Source organism: Opitutaceae bacterium (assembly GCA_015075305.1).
GTDB lineage: Bacteria > Verrucomicrobiota > Verrucomicrobiia > Opitutales > Opitutaceae > UBA6669.
Genome location: JABTUS010000006.1, coordinates 246262 through 268854, shown reverse-complemented (window position 1 = coordinate 268854; position 22593 = coordinate 246262). Strand labels below are relative to the sequence as shown.

The following is a 22593-nucleotide window of genomic DNA, read 5'->3' as shown; positions in this document are numbered from 1 at the left end:
AAAATCCTGGCGGCGTCGGCCACCAGGCCCGCCAAGGCCGATGCCACCGTGCTCGGGTTGTGAAACAGCACCGTCTACCCCACCCAGTCCGCTTGGCTCTCTAAATTGTGGAGGAATCGACTATCACACGAATTTTCTACATTAAATACTAATATTTCACATGATTTATCGACTAAGTTCCGATATTTATCATTTTTCGGTACTTCTTCTACCTAAACTCCGGATTTTATGCCACTTCTCTTCGGCTCCTCCGACTCCTCTGAGGCCAACCGCTTGGCGAGGATGATCAAGCGCAAGGAAGCACGCAAGCTTGCGTCGCGTATCTACACCACTGATCTGACGACCGCGCCAGAGGAGCTTGTCCGTTCCGATCTGCCGGCCATCATCCGGCATTTCTATCCCGGTGCCGTCATCAGCCATCGGACGGCCATTGAGGCCAAGCCATCGCCGGCCTACGTTTATCATGTCACTCACGGCCGAAAGAACAAGATCCACAAGTTGCCGGGCGTGACCCTGCGCGTGTGGAAAGGTGCTGCGGCCCAGGCGGGCGATACGCAGCTCGGCGCCGATCTGTTCATTGCCTCGCGCCCCCGCGCTCTCCTGGAGAACTTGACGGAAAGTCGCGCGCGCGGAGGCGCTGAACGCAAGACCCTCGGTCGCGCCGCGGTGGAGGGATGGCTCGACCGGCTGTGCCGGATTCATGGGCCGGATGAACTCCGCCGGCTCCTGGTTGCCGCCGAAGAACTCGCCCCCATGCTCGATCTCGCGGAAAGCGCCCTGCGCGCGCGCACCATGATCACCGCGCTCGTGGAGGGGACCCATGCAGAGACCTTGGTTTCAGCGGTCGGCCGGGCCCGCGCACGCCGCGAACCCTACGACCCGGATCGCCTGGCTCTCTTTACCCGGCTCGCCACCCGGCTGGCGACGGAATGCTTCGCGCCATTGCCCGAGCGACCGCAGGTCGAACGCAGGCTGCACGCCTTTTGGGAGGCCTATTTTTCCAATTATATCGAAGGCACGGTATTCACGATCCAAGAGGCGCGGGAAATCGTGTTTGACCACAAGTTGCCGCCCGCGCGCCCCAAGGACGCGCACGATATACTTTCCACATTTCACCTCGCTACGGACGGCCACAATTGCCGGGAGATCCCGAGTGATGCCAATGACTTTCTCCGGTTGCTTGAAGTCCGGCACGCCCGCTTGATGCACGACAGGCTCGATGTCGGCCCGGGCCGCTTCAAGGAAACCGCCAACCGTGTGGGAACCCGCGAATTTGTGAATCCGGAATTGGTGCGCGGCACCCTGCGGCAGTCCTTTGAGATCGGCCGACACCTCGAGCAGCCAGTGGCACGGGGTGCCTTCATGATGTTCGCCATCGCCGAAGTGCATCCGTTCAACGACGGCAATGGCCGGCTCGCGCGGCTCTTCCTCAATGCCGAGCTGACCGCCCGTAACTGCAGCCGCCTGATCGTGCCCACATCCCTTCGCGGAGACTATCTCTCGTATCTGGAAGCGCTGACCGTCGGCGAAAACCCTGAACCGTTCATCAGACTTCTGGGCCGGATGATCACTTTTTCCATCAGCCTGCCGTGCAACTCTTGGGAAAACAGCGTCGCGGCACTGGAAAACTCCGGCGCGCTCAAAGATGCACCATCCGGCTTATGGGGCTCGCCAGTCACCGGAGGCAATTCCCCGTTCATGAGCGCAATTCGCACGGCAAACTGAATCGCTCCATCTCCATGCAGCCACAGGGAACATGCCCTTGAAAAACGGGCGAAAATCGGGACATCTAATTTTCACCATTTCCGATTTATCACCTGAGTTGCTGATCCTCATTTGGCTGCCCGACATGGATTCGAACCATGACTAGGCGAGTCAAAGTCGCCTGTGCTACCATTACACCATCAGGCAAGCGTGCGGTAAACCGGCGAAAAGTGCCGGTATTCAACCGCAGGTCAAGGCCGGAGCAGGACGAATGGAGAATCGCCCGGCAATGGCTGCTATTTGTTGCAAATGAAATGGTTGCCGCCACTCCTTTCCGCCCCGTGGAGAGGAGCGAACGCGCCTCGGCGCGCTCTTGCGGTACTTTCGCGGTAAAAGCGTTCGCACTTCGTCAGACGAATCTTCACTTTGATCCCTCTCCCGCGCCATGGCCTCCCTCCCCTCTCCCTGGAACCGCCGTCGTTTTCTATCCACTGCGGCCGTCGCCGCAACCGCCGGCCTGTCCCGCAACCTGCGCGCCGCACCCTCCGTGCTCCGCACCCCTTCGGACACAGTGCGCATGGGCATCGTCGGGCTGAGCACCAAGGGTGCCGATCATCTCAAGGGTCTCCTGGCCACCCCAGGCGTCGAAATCGCCGGACTTTGCGACGTCGATCCGCGCACCCTCGCAGCGGTGTCTTCGAATTTTCCAGCGGACCGTCACCGTCCGTTCACCACGACGGACGCCGGGCTGCTGCTGGAGCGCAACGACGTCGATGCCGTGGTCATCGCCACTCCCAATCATTGGCACGGTCTGCTCACAATCCGGGCACTGCAGGCGGGCAAGCACGTCTACGTCGAGAAACCCATGTCCCACACCGTGCACGAAGGGTGGGCCATGATCGAGGCGGCAAAAGCCTCAGGCTGCGTGGTCCAGGTCGGCACGCAGCGCCGCACGGACGCCGGTCTCGCCGAGGCGGGCGAATTTGTCCGCTCCGGCGCTCTGGGCGGCATCACACACGTCCATGCCGTCTACTACAGCCACCGCACCGCGGTGAAGGAAGTCCTGCCCTGGTACCCGGACTGGCTGGACTACGATCGCTACTGCGGTCCCTCGCCGGTTGTTCCCTTGCGACGCGAGAAGCTGCACTACGACTGGCACTGGATGTGGGACACCGGGAATGGCGAGTTGGGAAACAACGGCGTGCACGTTCTCGACCTGGCTTTCGCACTGCTGAACGACAACCGGGCCCCGCGCCGCGTCATGTCCGTCGGCGGACGCTTTGTCGTCAATGACTCCGCCGAAACGCCCAATTCAATGCTTGTCGTTTACGACCACGAACGATGCCCGATATTTTTCGAGAATCGCGGTCTTCCCGCGAAGACGGGAGTCACTTACTCGGACAATCGTCTCGGCATTCGCGCCGGAACGATCATCCATTGTGAAGGCGGCTATCTCACGGCACTCACCGGCGCATCCGCGTACGATTCAAAGGGCAAACTGGTCCGGAAGTTCCCCGCCGACGGAGGCTCTGCGCACATGTCCAATTTCCTCGAGGCCATTCGCAGAAACGACCCGTCGCACGTGAACGCACCGCCGTCCATCGGCCATCTCTCCGCCTCGGTATGCCACTACGGCAATATCTCCCACCGGCTGGGATCACCCGCTGGCGTCGCAGGCATCAGGGATCGATTCGCCGCATCCACGGCAGGCGCGCCCATCCTGGAGGACTTTCTCTCTCATCTTCGCGCGAACAACGTCGACCTGACCCGCGACCGGCTGGCTGCGGGTCCCTGGCTTTCCATCGATGCGAACAACGACGACATCGTCCGGCTGGATCCCGAGGATCCGCTCCTGCACAACCGCGCCCGGTTTCTGCTTCACGAGTCCGCCCGGCCGCCCTACCTGGCCGGCGCGAAAACCTGAACTTTTTCAACCATGATTCATCCATCCTCCTTCCTGCGTCTGCTTCCTCCCTTCATGATTTTCGCCACTTCACTCACCGCCGCGCCTGGTGCGGATGCCGGTCTCAGGATCGGCATGATCGGCCTGGACACGTCCCACGCCGTGGCATTCACAAAGATGCTCAACGACCCAAAGGCGTCGAATCACCTGTCCGGCGCAACTGTTGTCGCGGCGTTTCGCAGCGGAAGTCCGGACATGCAGAAGGCGAGCATCGACCGGATCGCCGGCTTTGCGAAGGACCTGAGCGAAAAGTACGGCGTAAAACTCTGCGATTCAATCGAGGAAGTCCTGGGCCAGGTGGACTGCGTCATGATCGAGAACGTGGACGGACGAAAGCATCTGGAGATCGCAAGAATCGTGTTCCCCACCGGCAAACCCGTGTTCATCGACAAACCGCTTGCAGGCACGCTTGGGCAGGGACTCGAGATCGTGGCTCTCGCCAAAAAATACAACGTGCCGTTTTTCAGCGCGTCCTCGCTGCGCTATGCGGAGTCCGTGACAAAGCTGAGCCCTGACACCCGCGCGGCCATCCGCGCGCTGACAAGCCAGTCGCCGTGCACACTCGAGCCTCATCATCCTGACCTCTTTTGGTACGGCGTACACGGCGTTGAGATTCTGTACGCGATCCTCGGCACGGGCTGCCAGACCGTGGTGCGCACTCATGCCCCCGACGTGGATGTCGTCACTGGCCGGTGGGCGGATGGGCGGGTCGCAACTTTTCAGGGCTATCGCGACGCGAATGCCGGGTACGGCTTCAAAGCCTTGCTGAAAACCGGAGTGATCAACGATGATCTCAAGGCGGACTATGCCCCTCTCGTGAGAGAGATAGTTTCCTTCTTCCAGACGAGAAAGGCACCTGTTTCCCACGACGAAATGATTGAGGTGCTGGCATTCATGGAAGCCGCCGATGAAAGCAAGCGCCAGGGAGGCAGCCCGGTCTCCATCAGTGATGTGCTCCGCATGCATGGCGCAAAGCGTTAGCCGATTCTTTTTTCCGACTTTGCGTTGGGGAACCTTGCACGCGGTAAACAACCGTTTCATCTCTATTTTTCGCCATCCGCGTCACCTTCCGTCAGGGGATTGCGTCTACTATTCCGCACTATGTCTTCTCCCACGCCCTCATCCAAGCGACGTTGGCTGATATTCGCCGCAATCGGTGCCGTTTTCGCAGGGGGGGTCTGGTATTTCGGTTTCAAGTCAGCAAGCCAGCCGCCTCAATCCCGGGGCTTTTCCTTCCGCCATGGATCCGGAGGTTTCGGTGGAGCGGAGGCCGTGCCGGTCAAGACCGTTGCCGCAAAAAGGGACTCCCTTGCCGTTTATCTGAAGGCGATTGGAACCGTCACTCCACTCAACACCGTGACCGTGCGCAGTCGTGTCGAGGGCCAGCTCATCCGGGTCGCCTTCACTGAAGGTCAAAAGATCAGGAAGGGCGACCTCCTCGCGGAGATCGATCCTGATCCCTACCAGATCAAGCTGGCGCAAGCCGAGGGCAATCAGAAGCAAAACCTGGCGCAGCTCCACAATGCCGAGCGCGATCTCGAGCGGCTGAAGCAGCTCTTCGAAAAGACCCTCGTGACAGCGCAGGAGCTCGACGCCGCCCAAGCTCGCGTGGCTGAGCGAAGCGGTGCTCTCGCCGCCAATGAGGCCCAGGTCGAGGATGCAAGACTCCAGCTCGGCTACACCCGAATCGAGGCTCCCATCGATGGACGTCTTGGTTTGCGCCAAGTTGACCCCGGAAACCTCATCCGACCCGGAGATGCAAACGGTCTCGTGGTGATTACACAGACCCAGCCCATCTCCGTCGTGTTCACCATTCCAGAGGTCGATCTCCAAAAGGTTCTCGATCCCCTGCGGGCCGGCAAGGTGCTCCGGACCGAGGCATGGGATCGCAATGAACAGAACCTTCTCGAAACGGGCGTCCTGAAAACGGTGGACAATCAGATCAACATCGCGACGGGCACCGTGCGCCTCAAGGCAGAGTTCCCCAATGCCGACGAAATTCTGTTTCCCAATCAGTTCGTCAATATCCGCCTGCGCGTGAACACGATTGAGGACGCAGTCATCATCCCCGCCGATGCCGTGCAATTCGGCTCACGGGGAACCTACGTTTATGTCGTCGACGCGAAAAACAAGTCGATGATCCACGATGTCGTGCTCGGCCCATCGGACGGCACGTGGCAGGCGGTCACGCAGGGAGTCGCAGCCGGCGATCAAGTCGTCCTTGAAGGCCTGGACCGATTGCGCGAAGGCCGCACCGTTCAGATTGTCAATGGAACTCCCAGCCCGCCCGCTCCTCCCACCCCGCGCGCAAGGAGTTCATGAATCCGTCGCGCACGTTTATTCTGCGACCCATAGCCACCACGCTGCTGATGGTGGCCCTGCTGCTTTCGGGCGTCATGGCCTACCGGCTGCTGCCGATCGCGGCGCTTCCGGAGGTGGATTATCCCACCATCCAGGTCTTCACCTTCTATCCGGGCGCCAGCCCGCGGGTCGTGGCGAGTTCGATCACGGCGCCTCTCGAGCGGCGTTTTGGCCAGATCCCCGGCTTGAATCAGATGTCCTCGGCCAGTTCGGGAGGAGCCTCGGTGATCACACTCCAGTTCTCCCTGGAAATTCCGATGGGCGTTGCCGAACAGGAAGTGCAGGCTGCCATCAATGCGGCTGACAATCTGCTTCCCAATGACATGCCGGCCCCGCCGATTTATCGAAAGGTCAATCCCGCGGACACGCCCATCCTGACACTGGCGGTGACGTCACAAAGCCTTCCGCTGCCCGAGGTGCACGATCTGGTCGACACTCGCGTTGCCCAGAAACTCGCCCAGATTCCCGGCGTCGGCATGGTGAGCCTCGCCGGCGGCCAGCGCCCGGCGGTCCGGGTGCAGGTCAATCCCGCCGCGCTCGCCGCCCACAAGCTGAACTTCGCCGACGTGCGTGCGGCGATCAATGCCGCGAGCGTCAACCAGCCCAAGGGCAGCTTCGACGGCCCCACGCGCAACATCCTGATGGATGCGAACGACCAGCTTCGCTCCGTCGAGGAGTACCGCAATCTCATCATCGCCTGGCAGAACGGCGCGGCCCTCCGGCTCGGCGATGTCGCCCGAATCGTGAATGCATCCGAGGACCGACGCCTCGCCGCATGGGCGAACGACCTTCCCGCCGTGCTTGTCAACGTCCAGCGGCAGCCCGGAGCCAATGTCATCGAGGTGGTGGACCGCGTGCAGGCCCTGCTCCCCCAGCTTTCAAGCAGCCTTCCCGCCGCCGTTGAGATGTCGGTCCTCACCGACCGCACGCAAAGCATCCGCGCCTCCGTGCGCGACGTGCAGCATGAGCTGATGTTCGCCGTGGGCCTCGTGGTGCTCGTGACGTTCCTTTTTCTCCGCAATTTCGCGGCCACCATCATTCCAAGCATCGCGGTCCCCCTCTCCCTGATCGGCACGTTCGGCGTCATGTACCTCGCCGGATACTCGCTGAACATCCTGACCCTGATGGCGCTGACGATCGCAACGGGATTCGTTGTCGACGACGCGATCGTCATGCTGGAAAACATTGCGCGCTACCGCGAACAGGGAGCCTCCCCCATCGAGGCGGCGCTCAAGGGCGCCTCCCAGATAGGATTCACCCTCGTTTCGCTCACGATCTCCCTCATCGCCGTGCTGATCCCGCTGCTGTTCATGGGCGATGTGGTCGGGCGCCTCTTCCATGAGTTCGCAATCACTCTCGCCGTTTCCATCCTGATCTCGCTCGTCATTTCGCTGACGCTGACACCGATGATGTGCGCCCGGCTGCTCCCCCAGTCCACCAGCCACGACACTCCGGGATTCCTCGACCGGGTGATTGCGCGCTATGGAACGTGGCTCGACTGGGTCCTTCACCACCAGGGTGCCACGCTGCTGCTCACCCTCGGCACACTCATCCTCACCGCACTGCTCTATCTGGCCGTGCCCAAGGGATTCTTCCCGGTGCAGGACAACGCGGCGATCCAGGCTGTGACGGAGGCGCCACAGTCGATTTCATTCAGCGCCATGTCCGAGCGCCAGCAGCAGCTCGCCGCTGTGATCCTCAAGGATCCCGCGGTCGTCAGCCTTTCCTCCTTCATCGGGGTCGACGGCACCAACGCAACCCTCAACAGCGGGCGCATGCTGATCAACCTCAAGCCGCACAATGAGCGCAGTGAATCCGCATCCGATGTGATTGAACGCCTGCGCGAAAAGGCCAGGGCGGTGTCGGGCATCACCCTCTACATGCAGCCGGTCCAGGAGCTGACAATCGAGGACCGCGTGAGCCGGACCCAGTTTCAATTCACGCTCACGAGCCCGGATCAATCGCTGCTCGACGAATGGGTGCCCCGCATGATCTCCCGCCTGCAGGAGCTGCCCCAACTCGCCGACGTCGCGAGTGATCTTCAGCAGCAGGGTCTGCAGGCCTACGTGGAGATCGATCGCGACGCCGCCAGCCGCCTCGGCATAAGCATCGCCAGGATCGACGACGCCCTCTACAGCGCGTTTGGACAGCGCCAGATTTCCACGCTCTTCACCCAGACCAGCCAGTACCGCGTGGTCCTCGAGATGGACCCGGCGCTGGTGCACGGCCCGGCCAGCCTGGGAAACATCTATGTCGATTCCGCATCAGGCCAGCCCGTTCCGCTTTCGAGCATCACCCGCGTGACCGAGCGCCCCACGGCGCTCCTCATCAATCACGTCGGGCAGTTTCCGGCAGTCACGGTCTCGTTCAACCTCGGCCGCAATGCCTCCCTAGGCGAGGCCGTCAGCGCGATTGAAAAGGCAAGCACGGAACTCGCACTGCCGGCGTCCATCGAAATGCGATTCCAGGGCTCGGCCCACGCCTTCCGCGCGTCGCTCTCGAGCACACTCTGGCTGGTGCTGGCCGCGGTGGTCACGATGTACATCGTGCTCGGCATTCTCTACGAGAGCAGCATCCATCCGGTCACGATCCTATCGACCCTGCCCTCGGCCACTGTGGGGGCGCTGCTCGCCCTCAAGCTGACCGGCCGGCCGCTGGACATGATCGCGATCATTGGCATCATTCTCCTGATCGGCCTGGTGAAGAAGAACGGAATCATGATGATCGACTTCGCCCTCGAGGCGGAGCGCAAGCAGGGTCTGAGTCCGCGCGACGCGATTCATCAGGCCGCGCTGCTGCGTTTTCGACCAATCCTGATGACCACGCTCGCCGCGCTGTTCGGCGCACTGCCGCTCATGCTGGCAACCGGTTCCGGAGCGGAGCTGCGCCAGCCACTCGGCCTCGCCATGGTCGGAGGCCTGCTCGTGAGCCAGGTGCTAACGCTCTTCACGACCCCGGTGGTCTATCTTTTCTTCGATCGACTGACCGTTCAAGGCAGGCGTTCACGCGAACATGCCCGCGCGGCACAGGCCGCCGAGGCCGGCCTGCACACGGCTGCGCATTGACCCGTCATTCTGCCGGGCATGAATCTCTCCCGCCCATTCATCCGACGACCCGTTGCGAGCTGCCTGCTCGCGGTTGCGCTCGTGCTGATGGGCCTGCTGGCGTATGGACTGCTGCCGATCGCACCCCTGCCAGAGGTGGACTTCCCCACCATCCGTGTGAGCGCGTCACTCCCCGGCGCCAGCCCGGAAACAATGGCATCGGCCGTCGCGACACCGCTTGAACGCGCGTTCGGCAGCATTGCCGGTGTGACCAACATCTACTCGTGGAGCAACCAGGGCGCCACCAGCATCATGCTGCAGTTTGCGTTTGACCGTGACACCAACGCCGCTGCGCGCGATGTGCAGGCTGCAATCAATGCCGCCAGGAGCCAGCTGCCGTCGGGCATGCCGGGCAATCCAAGTTACAAGAAAATCAATCCCTCCCAGGCGCCGATCATGGCGCTGGCGCTGAGCTCCCCCAACCTGGCTCCCGGAGTCCTTTACGACGCCGCATCCACGATCATCGCGCAAAAGCTGTCGCAGATCCAGGGGGTGGGTGAGGTGACGGTCGGGGGAAGTTCGCTGCCAGCCGTCAGGGTGCAGTTGAATCCCAATGCACTGGCCCACTACGGCATAGCTCTTGACGAGGTGCGCACAGCGATCAGCGAGGCCAATTCCCTCAAGCCGCGCGGCTCGATCGACGCCGGAGACCGCACCTGGCAGGTGCAGACCAACGATCAACTCCGCCGCGCGGAGCAATACCTGCCTCTGATCATCCGGTACCGCGATGGCGCACCGGTGAGGCTCGGCGACGTGGCCACTGTGACTGACTCGGTCGAGGATCGCTACAGCAGCGGATTCTACAACGATCGCCCGGCGGTGCTGCTCATGATCAGCCGCCAGCCTGGTGCCAACATCATCTCGACCATAAACGAGATCTATTCCGAGCTCCCGTCCCTGCGTGCGCTTCTTCCGGCGGACGCCGAGCTCGCCGTCGTGATGGATCGATCGCCGGGAATTCGGGCGACCCTGCGGGAGGCGAAATGGACGCTGTTCATTTCCGGCTCGCTCGTCGTGCTTGTCGTGCTCCTTTTCCTGGGAAACGCGCGTTCGGCGCTCATCCCCAGCCTGGCCATACCCGTGTCCCTGATCGGCACGTTCGCGGTCATGTATCTGTACGGGTTTTCGCTGAACAACCTGTCGTTGATGGCATTGATCGTGGCCGCCGGTCTCGTGGTGGACGATGCCATCGTCGTCCTTGAGAACATCTCGCGCCATATCGAACGCGGACTCTCCCCCTTCCGCGCCGCGCTCAAGGGATCCAGCGAGGTCGGCTTCACGCTGCTCGCGATGAACCTCTCGCTGGTCGTGGTTTTCGTTTCCATCCTTTTCATGGGGGGGCTCGTCGAGCGGCTGTTTCGCGAATTCTCCATCACGCTGGCGGCCGCCATCACTGTCTCCCTCGCCATCTCGCTCACGCTCACCCCCAGCCTCTGCGCGCGGTGGCTGAAGCCGCGGTCGGCGATGTCGGAGGGCCGGCTTTCACGGATCAGCACCTGGTTCTTCGACCACCTGCGCGGCATCTATGCGCGGTCCCTCTCGTGGGTCATTCAGCACTCGACACTCACGCTCATTACCCTGATCGGAACGATCGCGCTCACCATCACGCTCTATGTTCGCATTCCCAAGGGATTCCTGCCCCAGCAGGATACCGGACAGATCTCGGGTTTCGTTCGCGGTGACGACGGCTTTTCCTTCCAGGTCATGCAGCCAAAGATCGAGGCTTACCGCAGACTGCTGCTGGCCGATCCCGCAGTCCAGGATGTCATCGGCACGAGCGGCGGATCCGGGGGGCTAAGCAACTCCCGGATCATGATCCGCCTCAAACCTCTCGTGGAGCGCAAGGTTTCAGCCACCGATGTGATCAACCGCATTCGGACGAAAACGCCCCCAATACCCGGCGGCATGCTGTGGCTCAGCGTGTCCCAGGACATCGACATGCCCCGCACCTCCGACTCCGGATCCTATGAGTTTGTTCTTCTGGCGAGCGAGCTTTCGGATCTGCGCAAATGGTGGCCCAAAGTGTCCGAGGCTCTGCGCGAAATCCCGGAACTCGTCGATGTCGACGGCCCATCCGACAAGGGAACCAAGCAGGTCCGCCTTCACATCGATCGCGAGGCCGCGCGCAGGCTCGGCGTGGACATGCGCATGGTGACGCAGGTCCTGAACAGCTCGTTCAGCCAGCGCCAGATCGCCACGCTGTACGACGCGCTCAACCAGTATCGTGTCGTGATGGAACTCGAGCCCCGGTACACGCAGGATCCGATCACACTCGACCAGATTCAGGTCATTGCGCGCGACGGCTCGCGCGTGCCGCTATCCGCCTTTGCACGCTATGATTTCGCATTGATCGACGACCGCGTGCGGCACACGAGCCAATTCGCATCGATCAACATCGGATTCTCCCTCGCCGAGGGCGTCTCGCTCGACCAGGCCCTCAAGGCCATCGACCGCGCCCTCGCCGGAATAATGCTGCCCACGGAAATCCAGGGGCGCCTCGGCGGCAACGCGCAGAGCTTTCAGAAGAGCCTTCAGGATCAGCCTTTTCTCATACTGGGCGTTGTCGTGGCCGTGTATCTGGTCCTGGGCATTCTCTACGAGAGCCTGCTTCATCCCATCACCATACTCTCGACGCTTCCCTCCGCGGGTCTTGGAGCCCTGCTCGCGCTGAGAATCACCGGGACCGAATTCACCCTCATCGCGCTGCTCGGATTGTTCCTTCTTGTCGGAATCGTGATGAAGAACGCAATCCTCATGATCGATGTCGCACTCGAAGCGGAACGACATGGCGGGCTCTCCCCGCGTTCCGCGATCTATCAGGCCGCCGTCATGCGATTCCGTCCAATCCTGATGACCAACATGGCAGCGCTTCTGGGATCATTGCCCTTGATCCTTGCAACCGGCGAAGGCGTTGAAATGCGACGCCCCCTCGGCCTCGCGATTGCCGGTGGACTCGCCGTCAGCCAGCTTCTCACGCTCTACTCCGTCCCTGTTGTCTACCTCTGGCTCGAACGTCTGCGCAAACGTCCGAAACCCGAGGCAATTCACCAGACCGCCGCACCCGGCTCAAAGGCGACCATTCCTGCCCACGGATAGGCATCAATCCCCTCGCCCGAGGATTTCCTGCACATTGACAGCAATGGGCATGCCCCCCTTGAAGTCGTATGACTCCCAGAGGCGTTTGGGTCATTGCCTTGCACCCCGAGATGACTTTTCCTCATGCAGCCATGTCCGCTGAAACCTCCACGCCTGCAGCCGAGCCATCCGACTTCATCCGCGACATTGTCGCGTCCGACGTCTCCGCCGGACGCCATGCGAAAATCGTGACCCGATTCCCGCCGGAACCCAACGGCTACCTTCATATCGGTCACGCCAAGTCAATCTGCCTGAATTTCGGAATCGCCCGGGAGCAGAACGGCCAGTGCAACCTGCGTTTTGACGACACCAATCCCGCGAAGGAAGAGGCGGAGTACGTTGATTCAATAATCGCCGACGTCCGCTGGCTGATCTCCGGATGGGCCGACCATTGCCTCGCCTTCAAATCGAAGGGAGCCAGTGCGCACCGATCACTCCAGGAAGGCAGGCTGGATTTTCACATGTCTCCCGCGAATCCAAATTCCGGGATCACCGAACCCTTTTTCGCCAGCGACTATTTTGAAGCGCTCTACGAGTTCGCCCTCGTCCTGATCAGGGAGGGGAGGGCTTACGTGTGCGACCTTTCACCGAAGGAAACCGACGAATACCGCGGCGCGCCCGATCAGCCGGGCAGGGATTCACCCTGGAGGAATCGCACGGTCGCCGAGAATCTCGATCTCTTCCAGCGCATGCGCGCGGGGGAGTTTGCCGATGGAGCCCGATCGCTGCGGGCGAGGATCGACATGACATCACCGAATGTCTGGCTGCGCGATCCGCTTCTCTATCGCATCCGCCATGTGCCGCATCACCAGACCGGAAATGCCTGGTGCATTTATCCACTGTACGATTACGCGCACTGCCTGAGCGACTACATCGAGGGCGTGACTCACAGCATCTGCACGCTCGAGTTCGTGGACCACAGGCCGCTCTACGACTGGATCCTAACGAATCTCAATCTGCCGCGTCCTGTCCCGCACCAGTACGAATTCGCCAAGCTTGTGCCCGGCTACACGCTGGTTTCGAAACGCAAGCTCCTGCAGCTCGTCGAGGCGAAGGTCGTCGATGGCTGGGACGATCCGCGCCTGCCCACCCTCGCGGCTCTCCGAAGGCGGGGTGTGCCCGCGGCCGCCCTGCGACGCTTTGTCATCGGGGTCGGAGTCACCCGATACAACAGCGTCACAGACATCGCCCTTTTTGAACATGCCGTCCGCGAAGAGCTGAACGCCATGGCACTGCGCCGGTTCGCCGTCCTGAATCCCGTCAGAATCGTTCTCACCAACATCGCTGACGGTGAAACCATCCCCTGCGAAGCCGTGAATGACCCGCAGTCCGAGGCGCCAACGCGCCGGTCCATGCCCCTCACCCGCGAAGTCTACATTGAATCGGATGATTTTGCGGAGGTTCCTCCGCCAAAGTATTTCCGACTGAAGCCCGGCGGCGAGGTGCGGCTGAAGTATGCGTGCATCATCAGGCTCGATGAGATCGTGAAGGATTCATCAGGAGCTGTTCTCGAACTGCGATGCACCGCTGACCTTTCCACGCGCAGCGGCGCACCCAACGCCGACCGCAAGGTCAAGGGAACCATCCATTGGGTGAGCACCCGGCACTGCTTCGACGCGGAGGTTCGCCTCTATGACCGTCTGTTCACGGTGTCGGAACCCGCCCGTGAGGAGGACTTCCTCAGGGTCGTCAATCCCGACTCGCTCCGGATCGTCACTGGAAAGCTCGAACATTCACTGGGCGACGCCGCGATTGGAGCGACCTTCCAATTCGAGCGTCTCGGGTATTTTACCCGCGACGTGCACCCCGGCGTTTCCGGACAACCGGCATTCAACCGGACAATCACACTGAAGGACACCTGGGTGAGATAGCGGTGCGTGCCAGGCGCGACGCAACCCCGCGCCTGGATGTTTCCGACTGGCCGAGACGACGCGATCGTCATCCGTGCGTGCCCGAGCTCCCTGGCCGCGGCTTGACCTTCATCAGGCGAAGCACCGCGACGAAGAACACCGGTATCAGGAAGATGGCGAGAAACGTCGCGCTCAGCATGCCCCCCATCACACCCGTGCCGATGGCGTTCTGGCTGCCGGATCCGGCACCATTGGCACGCACGAGCGGAAGCACGCCCAGGACGAATGCGAACGAGGTCATGAGGATTGGCCGCAGCCGCTGGCGCGCTGCCAGAATCGTGGCGTCCATGAGACTCATGCCGCGGTCATACCCCTCCTTCGCAAACTCGACGATGAGAATGGCGTTCTTGCACGACAGGCCGATCGTGGTCAGCAGCCCAACCTGGAAATAGACGTCGTTGGGCAGTCCGCGGACCATCGCAGCCAGCAGGGCGCCGATCACGCCGAGCGGAACCACCAGCATCACGGCGAACGGAATGGACCAGCTTTCATAGAGCGCAGCCAGGCAGAGAAACACCACAAGAAGCGAAACCGCATACAGCGCCGGCGCCTGCGAACCCGACAGCCGCTCCTCGAACGACAACCCTCCCCAGGCATGTCCCGTTCCCAGCGGCAACTGCCTGGAAATCTGCTCGAGCGCCGCCATGGCGTCACCCGTGCTCCTGCCGGGTGCGGGCTCCCCCTGGACCGCAATCGCAGGCAGGCCGTTGAATCGCTCCAGCAGCGAGGGTCCATACATCCAGCGCGCACTCGCAAACGCGGAGAAGGGCACCATCTCCTTCCGACTGTTTCTCACGTACCAGCGGTTCAGGTCCTCGGGCAGCATGCGATAGGGCGCATCCGCCTGAATGTAGACCCGCTTCACCCGCCCCTTGTCGATGAAGTCATTGACATAGGACGAGCCCCAGGCGGCCGACAGCGTGCGGTTGATGTCCGTGAGCGAAATGCCCAGCGCACTGGCCTTCTCCTGGTCCACATCAATCTTGTACTGGGGGTTGTCCTCAAATCCGCTTGGACGGACGTTGCTCAGATCGGGGTGCTTCGACGCCAGCTCCAGAAACTGAGCGCGGGCCTCCATCAGGCGATCGTGCCCGAGTCCGGCCTGGTCCTGCAGGCGGTAGTCAAAGCCATTCGCGGTGCCCAGCTCGAGCACCGAGGGCGGCGCAAACGCAAACGCGATCGCATCCTTGAACTTCATGAACGCGCCCATCGCGCGGCCTGCAATCGCCTTCACCTTGGCATCCCTGCCCGGTCTATCAGCCCAGTCGCGCAGCTTGATGAACGCGAGTCCCGTGTGCTGCCCCTGGCCTCCAAAGCTGAATCCCGCAACCGTGAAGATCGACTCGACGTTGGCCTTCTCGTTTTCGAGGAAATGTTTCTCCACGTCCTTCATCACGGCGAGCGTCTGCTCCTGGGTGGATCCCACAGGCAGAAGCACCTGGGCGAACATCAATCCCTGGTCCTCATCCGGAAGGAACCCCGTGGGCATGCGCACGAAGAGCAGCGCCATCGCACCGAGAATGAGCACGTAAACCACAAGTGAGCGCCCTGTTCGCGTCAGCAAACCGGATACGCCCGTGGTGTACTTCGAGGAACTGCGTTCAAACAGCCGGTTGAACCACCCGAAGAAGCCCCGTTTTGTGCCATGATGCCCCTTCGGGATCGGTTTCAGCATCGTCGCGCACAGGGCGGGAGTCAGCACGATCGCCACGATCACCGAAAGGATCATGGCTGAAACGACCGTGATCGAGAACTGGCGGTAGATCACCCCCACCGATCCGCCGAAAAAAGCCATCGGCACAAACACGGCCGTCAGTACGAGCGCAATGCCTACAAGAGCCCCCGTGATCTGCTCCATGGATTTCCTCGTCGCATCCCGCGGCGACAATCCCTCCTCGCTCATCACCCGCTCGACATTCTCGACGACAACAATCGCGTCGTCCACCAGCAGGCCGATCGCAAGCACCATGCCGAACATGGTCAGCGTATTGATGGAGAAACCAGCGGCATCCATCACGGCGAAAGTTCCCAGCAGCACCACCGGCACGGCGATTGTTGGAATGAGTGTCGCCCGAAAATTCTGCATGAACAGGTACATCACCAGGAAGACCAGCGCGATCGCCTCGACGAGAGTCTTGACCACCTCCGAGATGGAGATCCTCACAAAGGGTGTCGTGTCGAGGGGGAACTCGACGGTCAGGCCAGGCGGGAAAAACTGCGACAGCTCCTCGATCTTTTCACGCACCAGCCGGGCGGTTTCCAGTGCGTTCGCGCCCGTCGCCGGACGAATGGCCATGCCCGAGGCGGGCCTGCCATTGTAGCGCGTTTCAATCGAGTAGTTTTCACCTCCAAGCTCGACCCGCGCCACATCACGCAGGCGCACCAGGGAGCCATCCTCGTTGACGCGAAGGAGGACGTTGCCGAACTGCTCCGCGGTTTCGAGCCGGGTCTGCGCCGTGATTGTAGCCGCCATCCGCTGACCGGGAACCGCTGGAGTGCCGCCGAGCTGACCCGCGGACACCTGCGCGTTCTGCGCCTGCAGCGCAGACGTGATGTCGCTGATAGTCAGCCGATAGTTCGCGAGGCCGTCGGGATTCAGCCAGATGCGCATCGCATACTGCGTGCCGAAGAGCTGGATGTCGCCGACACCCTGGATGCGGCTGATCGAGTCCTGCACATTCGCCGCAACGTAGTCGGAGATGTCGTTGCGGCTCATGCTTCCGTCCTTCGAGACAAAGCCCAGCACCATCAGAAAGTTTCTCACCGATTTCGTGACCCTGACCCCCTGCTGCTGCACCTCATTCGGCAGGAGCGGCATGGCGAGCTGCAGCTTGTTCTGCACCTGGACCTGCGCGATGTCGGCATCCGTCCCCGCCTCGAACGTCAGCGTGATGGTCACATTGCCGCCCGAGTCGCTCGTCGACGCCATGTAGCGCAGGTTGTCGATGCCATTCATGTTCTGCTCGATGACCTGGGTCACCGTGTCCTCGACGGTCTTCGCGGACGCCCCGGGATAGACCGCGCGTACGGAAATGGCCGGCGGAGCGATGCTGGGATACTGGGATACCGGCAGCGTCCGGATGGCCGCCATCCCTGACAGCATGATGACAAGCGCAATCACCCACGCAAAAATGGGTCGATCGATGAAAAATTTGGCCATGAAACGTTTCTCCCGGTTGGTTGGATTGTCGCTGAAATCCGGGGCCTACGGCTTCACGCCGGAGGCGTCGGAGTCCGAAGCGGCAATTGTCGCCGGAACCGGAACAACGGCGGAGCCCGGCCGGATGCGCTGCAGATTCTGCACGATCACCTTGTCTCCGCTGTTGAGGCCCGACGTGACAATCCAGTCGCTTCCCACCGCCCGTTCAGCCGTCAGAATCCGAATCTCCGCCCTGCCCTGATCAGACACGACCATCGCGGTGGCATTGCCGCGCTGGTTTCGCGAAACACCCTGCTGCGGTATGAGCATTGCCGCGGGATTCACCCCCTCCTCAATGCGCGCCCGGACAAACATGCCGGGCAGAAGTTCGCGCTGCGGATTGGGCACCAGCGCACGCACGCGCACCGTTCCGGTGGATGGGTCAACGGTGATATCCGCGAATTGGAGCGTGCCGGCATGCTCGTAGGCGCTGCCGTCCTCGAGCAGCAAAGTTACCCGCGCCTCACCCGCCCCCTGTCCCGCGCTGTGAAGCTTGCCGCTCTGAAGGGCCTTCCTCAATCGAAGCACCTCGGTGCTCGCCTGGTTCACATCAACATAGAGACGGTCGATCTGCTGCACCGTCGCCAGCAGGGTCGACTGGCCGGATTGCACATACGCCCCCTCGGTGACCTGTGATGAACCAATTCTGCCGGATATCGGCGAAAGCACCCGGGTGTATTCGAGATTGATGGAGGCGGTCTGCACAGCCGCCTTGCCGGCGGAAACATCCGCCTGCGCCACCTGAAGGTCGGCTTCGGCATCCTCCAGCTCCTGGCGGCTGATGGCACTGGCCTTGAAGAGCGCCTCATGGCGGTCGGCCTGCAGTTTCGCGGACACCAGACGCGCTTCCGCCCGCGCAAGCACGGCCTGGGCGCTGTCGAGCGCCGCCTGGTAGGGTGCCGGATCGATCGTGTAAAGCGCCTGCCCCTCAGTGACCTCGCTGCCTTCGTCAAAGAGCCTCTTGAGCACAATGCCGCTGACGCGCGCCCTCACCTCGGCAATGCGGTGGGCGGAGGTGCGTCCGGGAAGCTCCCGGAAGAGCGTGTACGGTCTCGGGGTCACTGTGATCACCCCCACCTCCGTGGGCGCACCGGTCTGGCCCGTGGCCGGAACGCTCTGTTTCGAGCATCCCATCAAAGCCATCGCGGCTGTGCATGCCGCAAGCCAGGCTCTGATCGAAAGGAATCCGGCAGGAAAATGAATGATGCGTCGGAACATGGTCATGAAAAATTCGCTGGAGCCGACTCCAGCACAGGCGGACCTCACTGGCCAATCGATTTGGCTTCCTTGGCGACCGTCACGCAATGCTCGGCGAAGCCACGCAGTGCATCCTCATCCGTCGCCCCAAAAATCTGCCGAATGCTTCGATGCACAAGGTTTCGGGCATCTTCAATGGCCGTCCTGCCCGCATCCGTCATTCGCAGGCGGATCATCCGGCGATCGAGCTCGCCACGCTGACGCTCGATCAGTCCGGAATACTCAAGCCTCGTCACCGTCTCGCTCAGGAACGCCCTCGGCATGTCCACAATGGCCATCAGATCGGACAGCGGCGCAACTTCAGGAAGGTCCGCGAGCGATGCCAGAACCTGAAACCCCTCGCCCGTCAGGCCCTCCTGTGCAAGCCGCCGGCGCAGGACGCGCAGGAGCTGGTCTCCTGCATCCATGATCTGAAGCGACGCCTGCAATCGCAGCCGGCAGTCCTCTCCGGCTGTTGACGCAAGGTACTGGAGCGTCTTTGGAATGGAATCATGGCTCGCAGTTCTCACGGTCGATTGCCGGGAGCATAACACAGGACGTGAATCGACGGAATGACTTTGAAGTTTCCCCGGTGTTAACCATCAGTTAACAGCATCCCACGTCATGGAGCTTCGTCATCTTCGCTATTTCGCAGCGGTCGCCAGGGCCCTCAGCTTCCGCGCGGCCGCGGAGGACCTCAATCTCTCCACCCCCGCGCTGAGCAAGCAGGTTCGCGACCTCGAAACCGAACTCGGCGTCCGGCTTCTGGATCGTGACACCACCAGGGTGTCCCTCACCAAGGCCGGCGCGGTTTTTCTCGAGGATGCGCGCGCGATCCTGCAGCAGTCGGAGAAGGCGGCGCAGCGGGCGCGCGACGCCGCCCAGGGAAATCGCGGACGTCTCACCATCGGCAACATCGGGCCCATTGCGGCCAACCATCTCGCGGCCAGCCTGGCGGTATTCTGCACGCGGCACCCGGACGTTGAAGTCGAGCTCATCGACATGGACGTCGCCTCCCAGATGGCTGCGCTCTCGAGCAAGGAGCTCGACATCGGATTCATCACTGCCAACGCGCTTCATCAACTGCCGCCCTCGCTCAAGTGGGCGCTCGTCTTCTCCACCCCGCTGTGCGCGGTTCTGGGAGCGGACCATCGGCTCGCCTCCAGGAGCTCGGTGCCGCTGGCGGAACTGGCGTCGGAGCGGGTGCTCTGCATCAGCGGAGGCAGGCTTTCCCTGCATCGCACCTTCATTCGCGGCCTGATGGAGGGACGTGGATTGAAGGCTCACAAGCTTGTTGATGTGAGGGGTTTTGAGTCTCTCCTCGCAATGATTGCCGGCGGCCAGGGCGTATCACTCCTCGCGGGGCGAAGCGGTCTCACCCGGATCGACAATCTCGTTGTTCGGCCCCTGAAGGAAACCGGTCCCGATATCGAGGTCGCGATCTGCGCCGTCTGGCGCCCCGGCAGGGAGTCACTGCTCGCCCGCCGTTTCATCGAGGCATTTGACGAAAAACCAGGAAGCTCCATCAAGAACAGGAAGCGACTGACGAGATTCGCCGCCTGAGGATCGGCCGGGTTCGCCGGTGTCTCTCCCCTCCGCGGCAGCGGAGTTCCCCCACTACCTCGGCATTGCGTTCAGCACCTTGTCCCAAAGCGCCTCGGCACACTGCTCCGTCCGGAAGCGCGGTGCACCCGTGGCGGCCCTGTCACGCAATTGCTCCAAGTCCCTCAGGGCATTTCCCACGGCCTCAGCCATGGCGGATGGCTCCCACTTTGCCGCCGGCACAACGCCGAGGCCGTACTCCGCCCCCTGACGCGCAGGCACGGTTTGCGGGGAAACCACGATCACCTTGCCGGCGGATGCGGCTTCCGTGAAAACGCCGGAGGAACCATGGCCGTAGAAAGTCGGCGCATAGGGCAGCAGCAAGATGTCCGCCTCACCCAGCAGCGCAAAGTAGTCATCAGCGGACAGCGCCCCTTCGACCAGCCGCACACTGGTCCCCGCTTCGGCCGCAAGCTTGTCCAGACGCGCCAGCGACGGTCCCAGCCCGCTCGATAGAGCAGCCGGACGGTTCTGAACCTGAATGACGAATCGCGGGCGTGGAGAAAGCCGGGAGCATCGATCGATGATGTCCGGCAGGAAATGAAACCCGCGCAACGGACTGGTGTGCCCTTGGTAGACAATCACAGGTCTCCCGCCTTCATTCGGGCCTCCCGCTTGGTTCCTGGCCATGAGGGGTGCGACGTCCATCGGATTGGGCAGTTCGAGGACCTGAATTCCGGTGATCTGATGATAGGCGGCCGCAAGTTCGCGCGTGTCCGCACAGATCAGCGAACGTGGCTGCGCCTCTCTCAGCGCACGCACGGCATACCTGTAGTAGAGTGCAATCAGCTCCTTGTTCGCACGCTTCTGCACGTAGTCCATCGCATGATTGAGGTACCGCAGCATCACCGCCACAGCCGGGCGGCGATCGACGGGCAGGGCGGTGAGCCAGCGCGCAATGGCGTGCAGTTGGTTTTGGAGCAGATTGGGAAAATAGACGAGATCCCCTGCAGCGATTTGATCCACAGGAATGGTCTGGAGGTCGGCAAGAAACGCATCGTTGCACGCATGGAAATTCTCCATGGCCCAGACCGCCGGATCCCTGGCGAACTCCTGAAAGATGTCGTGCGTGAACACCGGGCGCGGCGAAATTCCCTCGACGGAAATCGTCGCACCTTTTCGTCCGTACAGATCAACCTCGACGCCGCGGCGTTTCAACTCCCTGATCAGCTGCGCATCGTGGTTCGCATAGTGTCCGCCTTCTCCGGACAATTGGGGATCGATCAGATGAACACGCATGATGCCGCTCACACGCCAGCCGCGATGGTCGCCATGCCTTCGCCTCGCCCCGCTCGAAAACTGGGATCAAGGGAGCGCACTCAGCGTTGGGAGAAGATGATCTGTGAACCGGGCGCGTTCACGCGAACACTGACCGTCGGTCGGCCGCCCAGCGCCCTGCCTATCGCCTCATGGTGTCTGGGCTCGGCGATGAACAGAATGAATCCGCCCTTGCCGGCTCCAAGCAGCTTGCCTCCCGTCGCACCAGCCTTGAGTCCCGCCGCATACCAGGCGTCGATTTCCGGCAGCGTGACCGCTCCGGCCTCCTTCTTGAGCTCCCATCCGGCGTGCAGCAGCTCGCCAAATTCGGTGATCGGCCGGTCCGACGCAAGACAGTCCACGCCGAGGTGCGCAAGCTGTGACAGCCTGCAGAACGTGCGGACCCGGTCCTCCGGAGAAGCCTTTGCCTCCTGCCCAAAAACCGAAAAACTGTCCCGCTGGATTTCCGTGTACACGAGAAGCATGTGCCGCTCGAGATCCTGGATGCGCTCCTGCGTCAGGGGAATCGGCTGAACCTGATAGCTTCCGCTGGGGTTGAACTGGACCAGGTTCAGGCCGCCAAACGCTGCGGCGATCTGATCCTGCCATCCACCGGCCTCACGGAGTATCTCCCGCTCGATCTCGATCGCCTCGTCCGCCAAATCACGCGTCGAGCGAAAGCGTCCGCAGTACGCATGCAGCGCCTGAAGCATGGCCACGACAAAGGTGGACGACGAACCCAGCCCGGTCCGCGCCGGGAGGTCCGCCATGACATGCATCTCAATCCCCGACGACAGGCCGAGTTTTTCGAGCGCCGCTCGGATCGCCGGATGCTGGATTTCGTCAGTCGAATTGACCGCCTCATTGCGCCGGTAGCACAGGCGTATCCTGTGATCGAAATACTCCTCGAGAAACGGCTGGACGGTCACATGCGCATAACGATTGACCGCAGTGACAAGGACGGCGCCGCCATGTTGCCTGAAATGATCCGGGAAGTCAGTGCCTCCACCAAGAAAACTCACCCGCACCGGCGCGCGGGCTATGACCATGCTGTCCCGGGCGCCGGAAGGCGCCTGCGCCCCGCTCCTGCGAAGCGAGATCGCAGAACGGTCTTCAGACGCA

At 61.9% G+C, this 22593-nt stretch carries 13 protein-coding genes and 1 tRNA gene; 8 read left to right on the top strand and 6 right to left on the bottom strand.

Annotated elements, in window-relative coordinates; all coding sequences use genetic code 11:
* Positions 1–228 precede the first annotated feature (228 nt).
* Positions 229–1725: a Fic family protein gene (locus HS122_13245; protein MBE7539363.1), complete on the top strand. Its 1497-nt coding sequence runs from the start codon at positions 229–231 to the stop codon at positions 1723–1725.
* A gap of 112 nt (positions 1726–1837) precedes the next feature.
* Here the strand turns inward: HS122_13245 and HS122_13240 are convergent.
* Positions 1838–1911, bottom strand: a tRNA-Gln gene (locus HS122_13240).
* A 238-nt stretch (positions 1912–2149) separates the two neighbouring features.
* On the opposite strand from HS122_13240, the gene HS122_13235 reads away from it, so the two are divergent.
* The 6 genes from HS122_13235 (at position 2150) to glnS (ending at position 14138) form a co-directional block, all read left to right on the top strand.
* On the top strand, positions 2150–3628 hold the full coding sequence (locus HS122_13235) for a Gfo/Idh/MocA family oxidoreductase (protein MBE7539362.1): 1479 nt from the start codon (positions 2150–2152) through the stop codon (positions 3626–3628).
* A 12-nt stretch (positions 3629–3640) separates the two neighbouring features.
* Positions 3641–4648 (top strand): Gfo/Idh/MocA family oxidoreductase, encoded by a 1008-nt coding sequence (locus HS122_13230; protein ID MBE7539361.1) that lies wholly within the window; start codon positions 3641–3643, stop codon positions 4646–4648.
* A 120-nt stretch (positions 4649–4768) separates the two neighbouring features.
* Positions 4769–5989 (top strand): MdtA/MuxA family multidrug efflux RND transporter periplasmic adaptor subunit, encoded by a 1221-nt coding sequence (locus HS122_13225; protein ID MBE7539360.1) that lies wholly within the window; start codon positions 4769–4771, stop codon positions 5987–5989.
* Positions 5986–9093 carry an MdtB/MuxB family multidrug efflux RND transporter permease subunit gene (locus tag HS122_13220; GenBank protein ID MBE7539359.1) on the top strand — a complete coding sequence of 1036 codons (3108 nt, stop codon included), beginning with the start codon at positions 5986–5988 and terminating at the stop codon, positions 9091–9093. Before HS122_13225 ends, HS122_13220 begins: the two co-directional genes overlap by 4 nt.
* 18 nt (positions 9094–9111) lie before the next feature.
* The gene (locus HS122_13215; GenBank protein MBE7539358.1) at positions 9112–12228 is read left to right on the top strand and encodes an efflux RND transporter permease subunit; all 3117 of its coding nucleotides are present in this window, start codon (positions 9112–9114) and stop codon (positions 12226–12228) included.
* Between the two features lie 131 nt (positions 12229–12359).
* Entirely contained in the window at positions 12360–14138 is a 1779-nt protein-coding gene (glnS, locus tag HS122_13210; GenBank protein MBE7539357.1) for a glutamine--tRNA ligase, read from the top strand.
* A 67-nt stretch (positions 14139–14205) separates the two neighbouring features.
* On the opposite strand, the gene HS122_13205 is transcribed toward glnS, so the two are convergent.
* The 3 genes from HS122_13205 to HS122_13195 are packed head-to-tail and all read right to left on the bottom strand — an operon-like array spanning position 14206 to position 19142.
* Positions 14206–17337, bottom strand: coding sequence for an efflux RND transporter permease subunit (locus tag HS122_13205; GenBank protein ID MBE7539356.1), 3132 nt, complete (start codon positions 17335–17337; stop codon positions 14206–14208).
* A 45-nt stretch (positions 17338–17382) separates the two neighbouring features.
* A complete protein-coding gene (locus tag HS122_13200) occupies positions 17383–18600 on the bottom strand; it encodes an efflux RND transporter periplasmic adaptor subunit (protein MBE7539355.1) in 1218 nt (405 codons plus the stop codon).
* Between the two features lie 38 nt (positions 18601–18638).
* Complete coding sequence (locus HS122_13195; protein MBE7539354.1) at positions 18639–19142, bottom strand: winged helix-turn-helix transcriptional regulator; 504 nt, start codon at positions 19140–19142, stop codon at positions 18639–18641.
* Between the two features lie 94 nt (positions 19143–19236).
* Here HS122_13195 and HS122_13190 point away from each other — a divergent pair, with 94 nt between their 5' ends.
* Positions 19237–20175, top strand: a complete 939-nt coding sequence (locus HS122_13190) for a LysR family transcriptional regulator (GenBank protein MBE7539353.1) — start codon at positions 19237–19239, stop codon at positions 20173–20175.
* A gap of 54 nt (positions 20176–20229) precedes the next feature.
* Here the strand turns inward: HS122_13190 and HS122_13185 are convergent, their stop codons facing one another.
* Entirely contained in the window at positions 20230–21453 is a 1224-nt protein-coding gene (locus HS122_13185; protein ID MBE7539352.1) for a glycosyltransferase family 4 protein, read from the bottom strand.
* Between the two features lie 80 nt (positions 21454–21533).
* The gene (locus HS122_13180) at positions 21534–22520 is read right to left on the bottom strand and encodes a GHMP kinase (GenBank protein ID MBE7539351.1); all 987 of its coding nucleotides are present in this window, start codon (positions 22518–22520) and stop codon (positions 21534–21536) included.
* Positions 22521–22593: the final 73 nt, after the last annotated feature.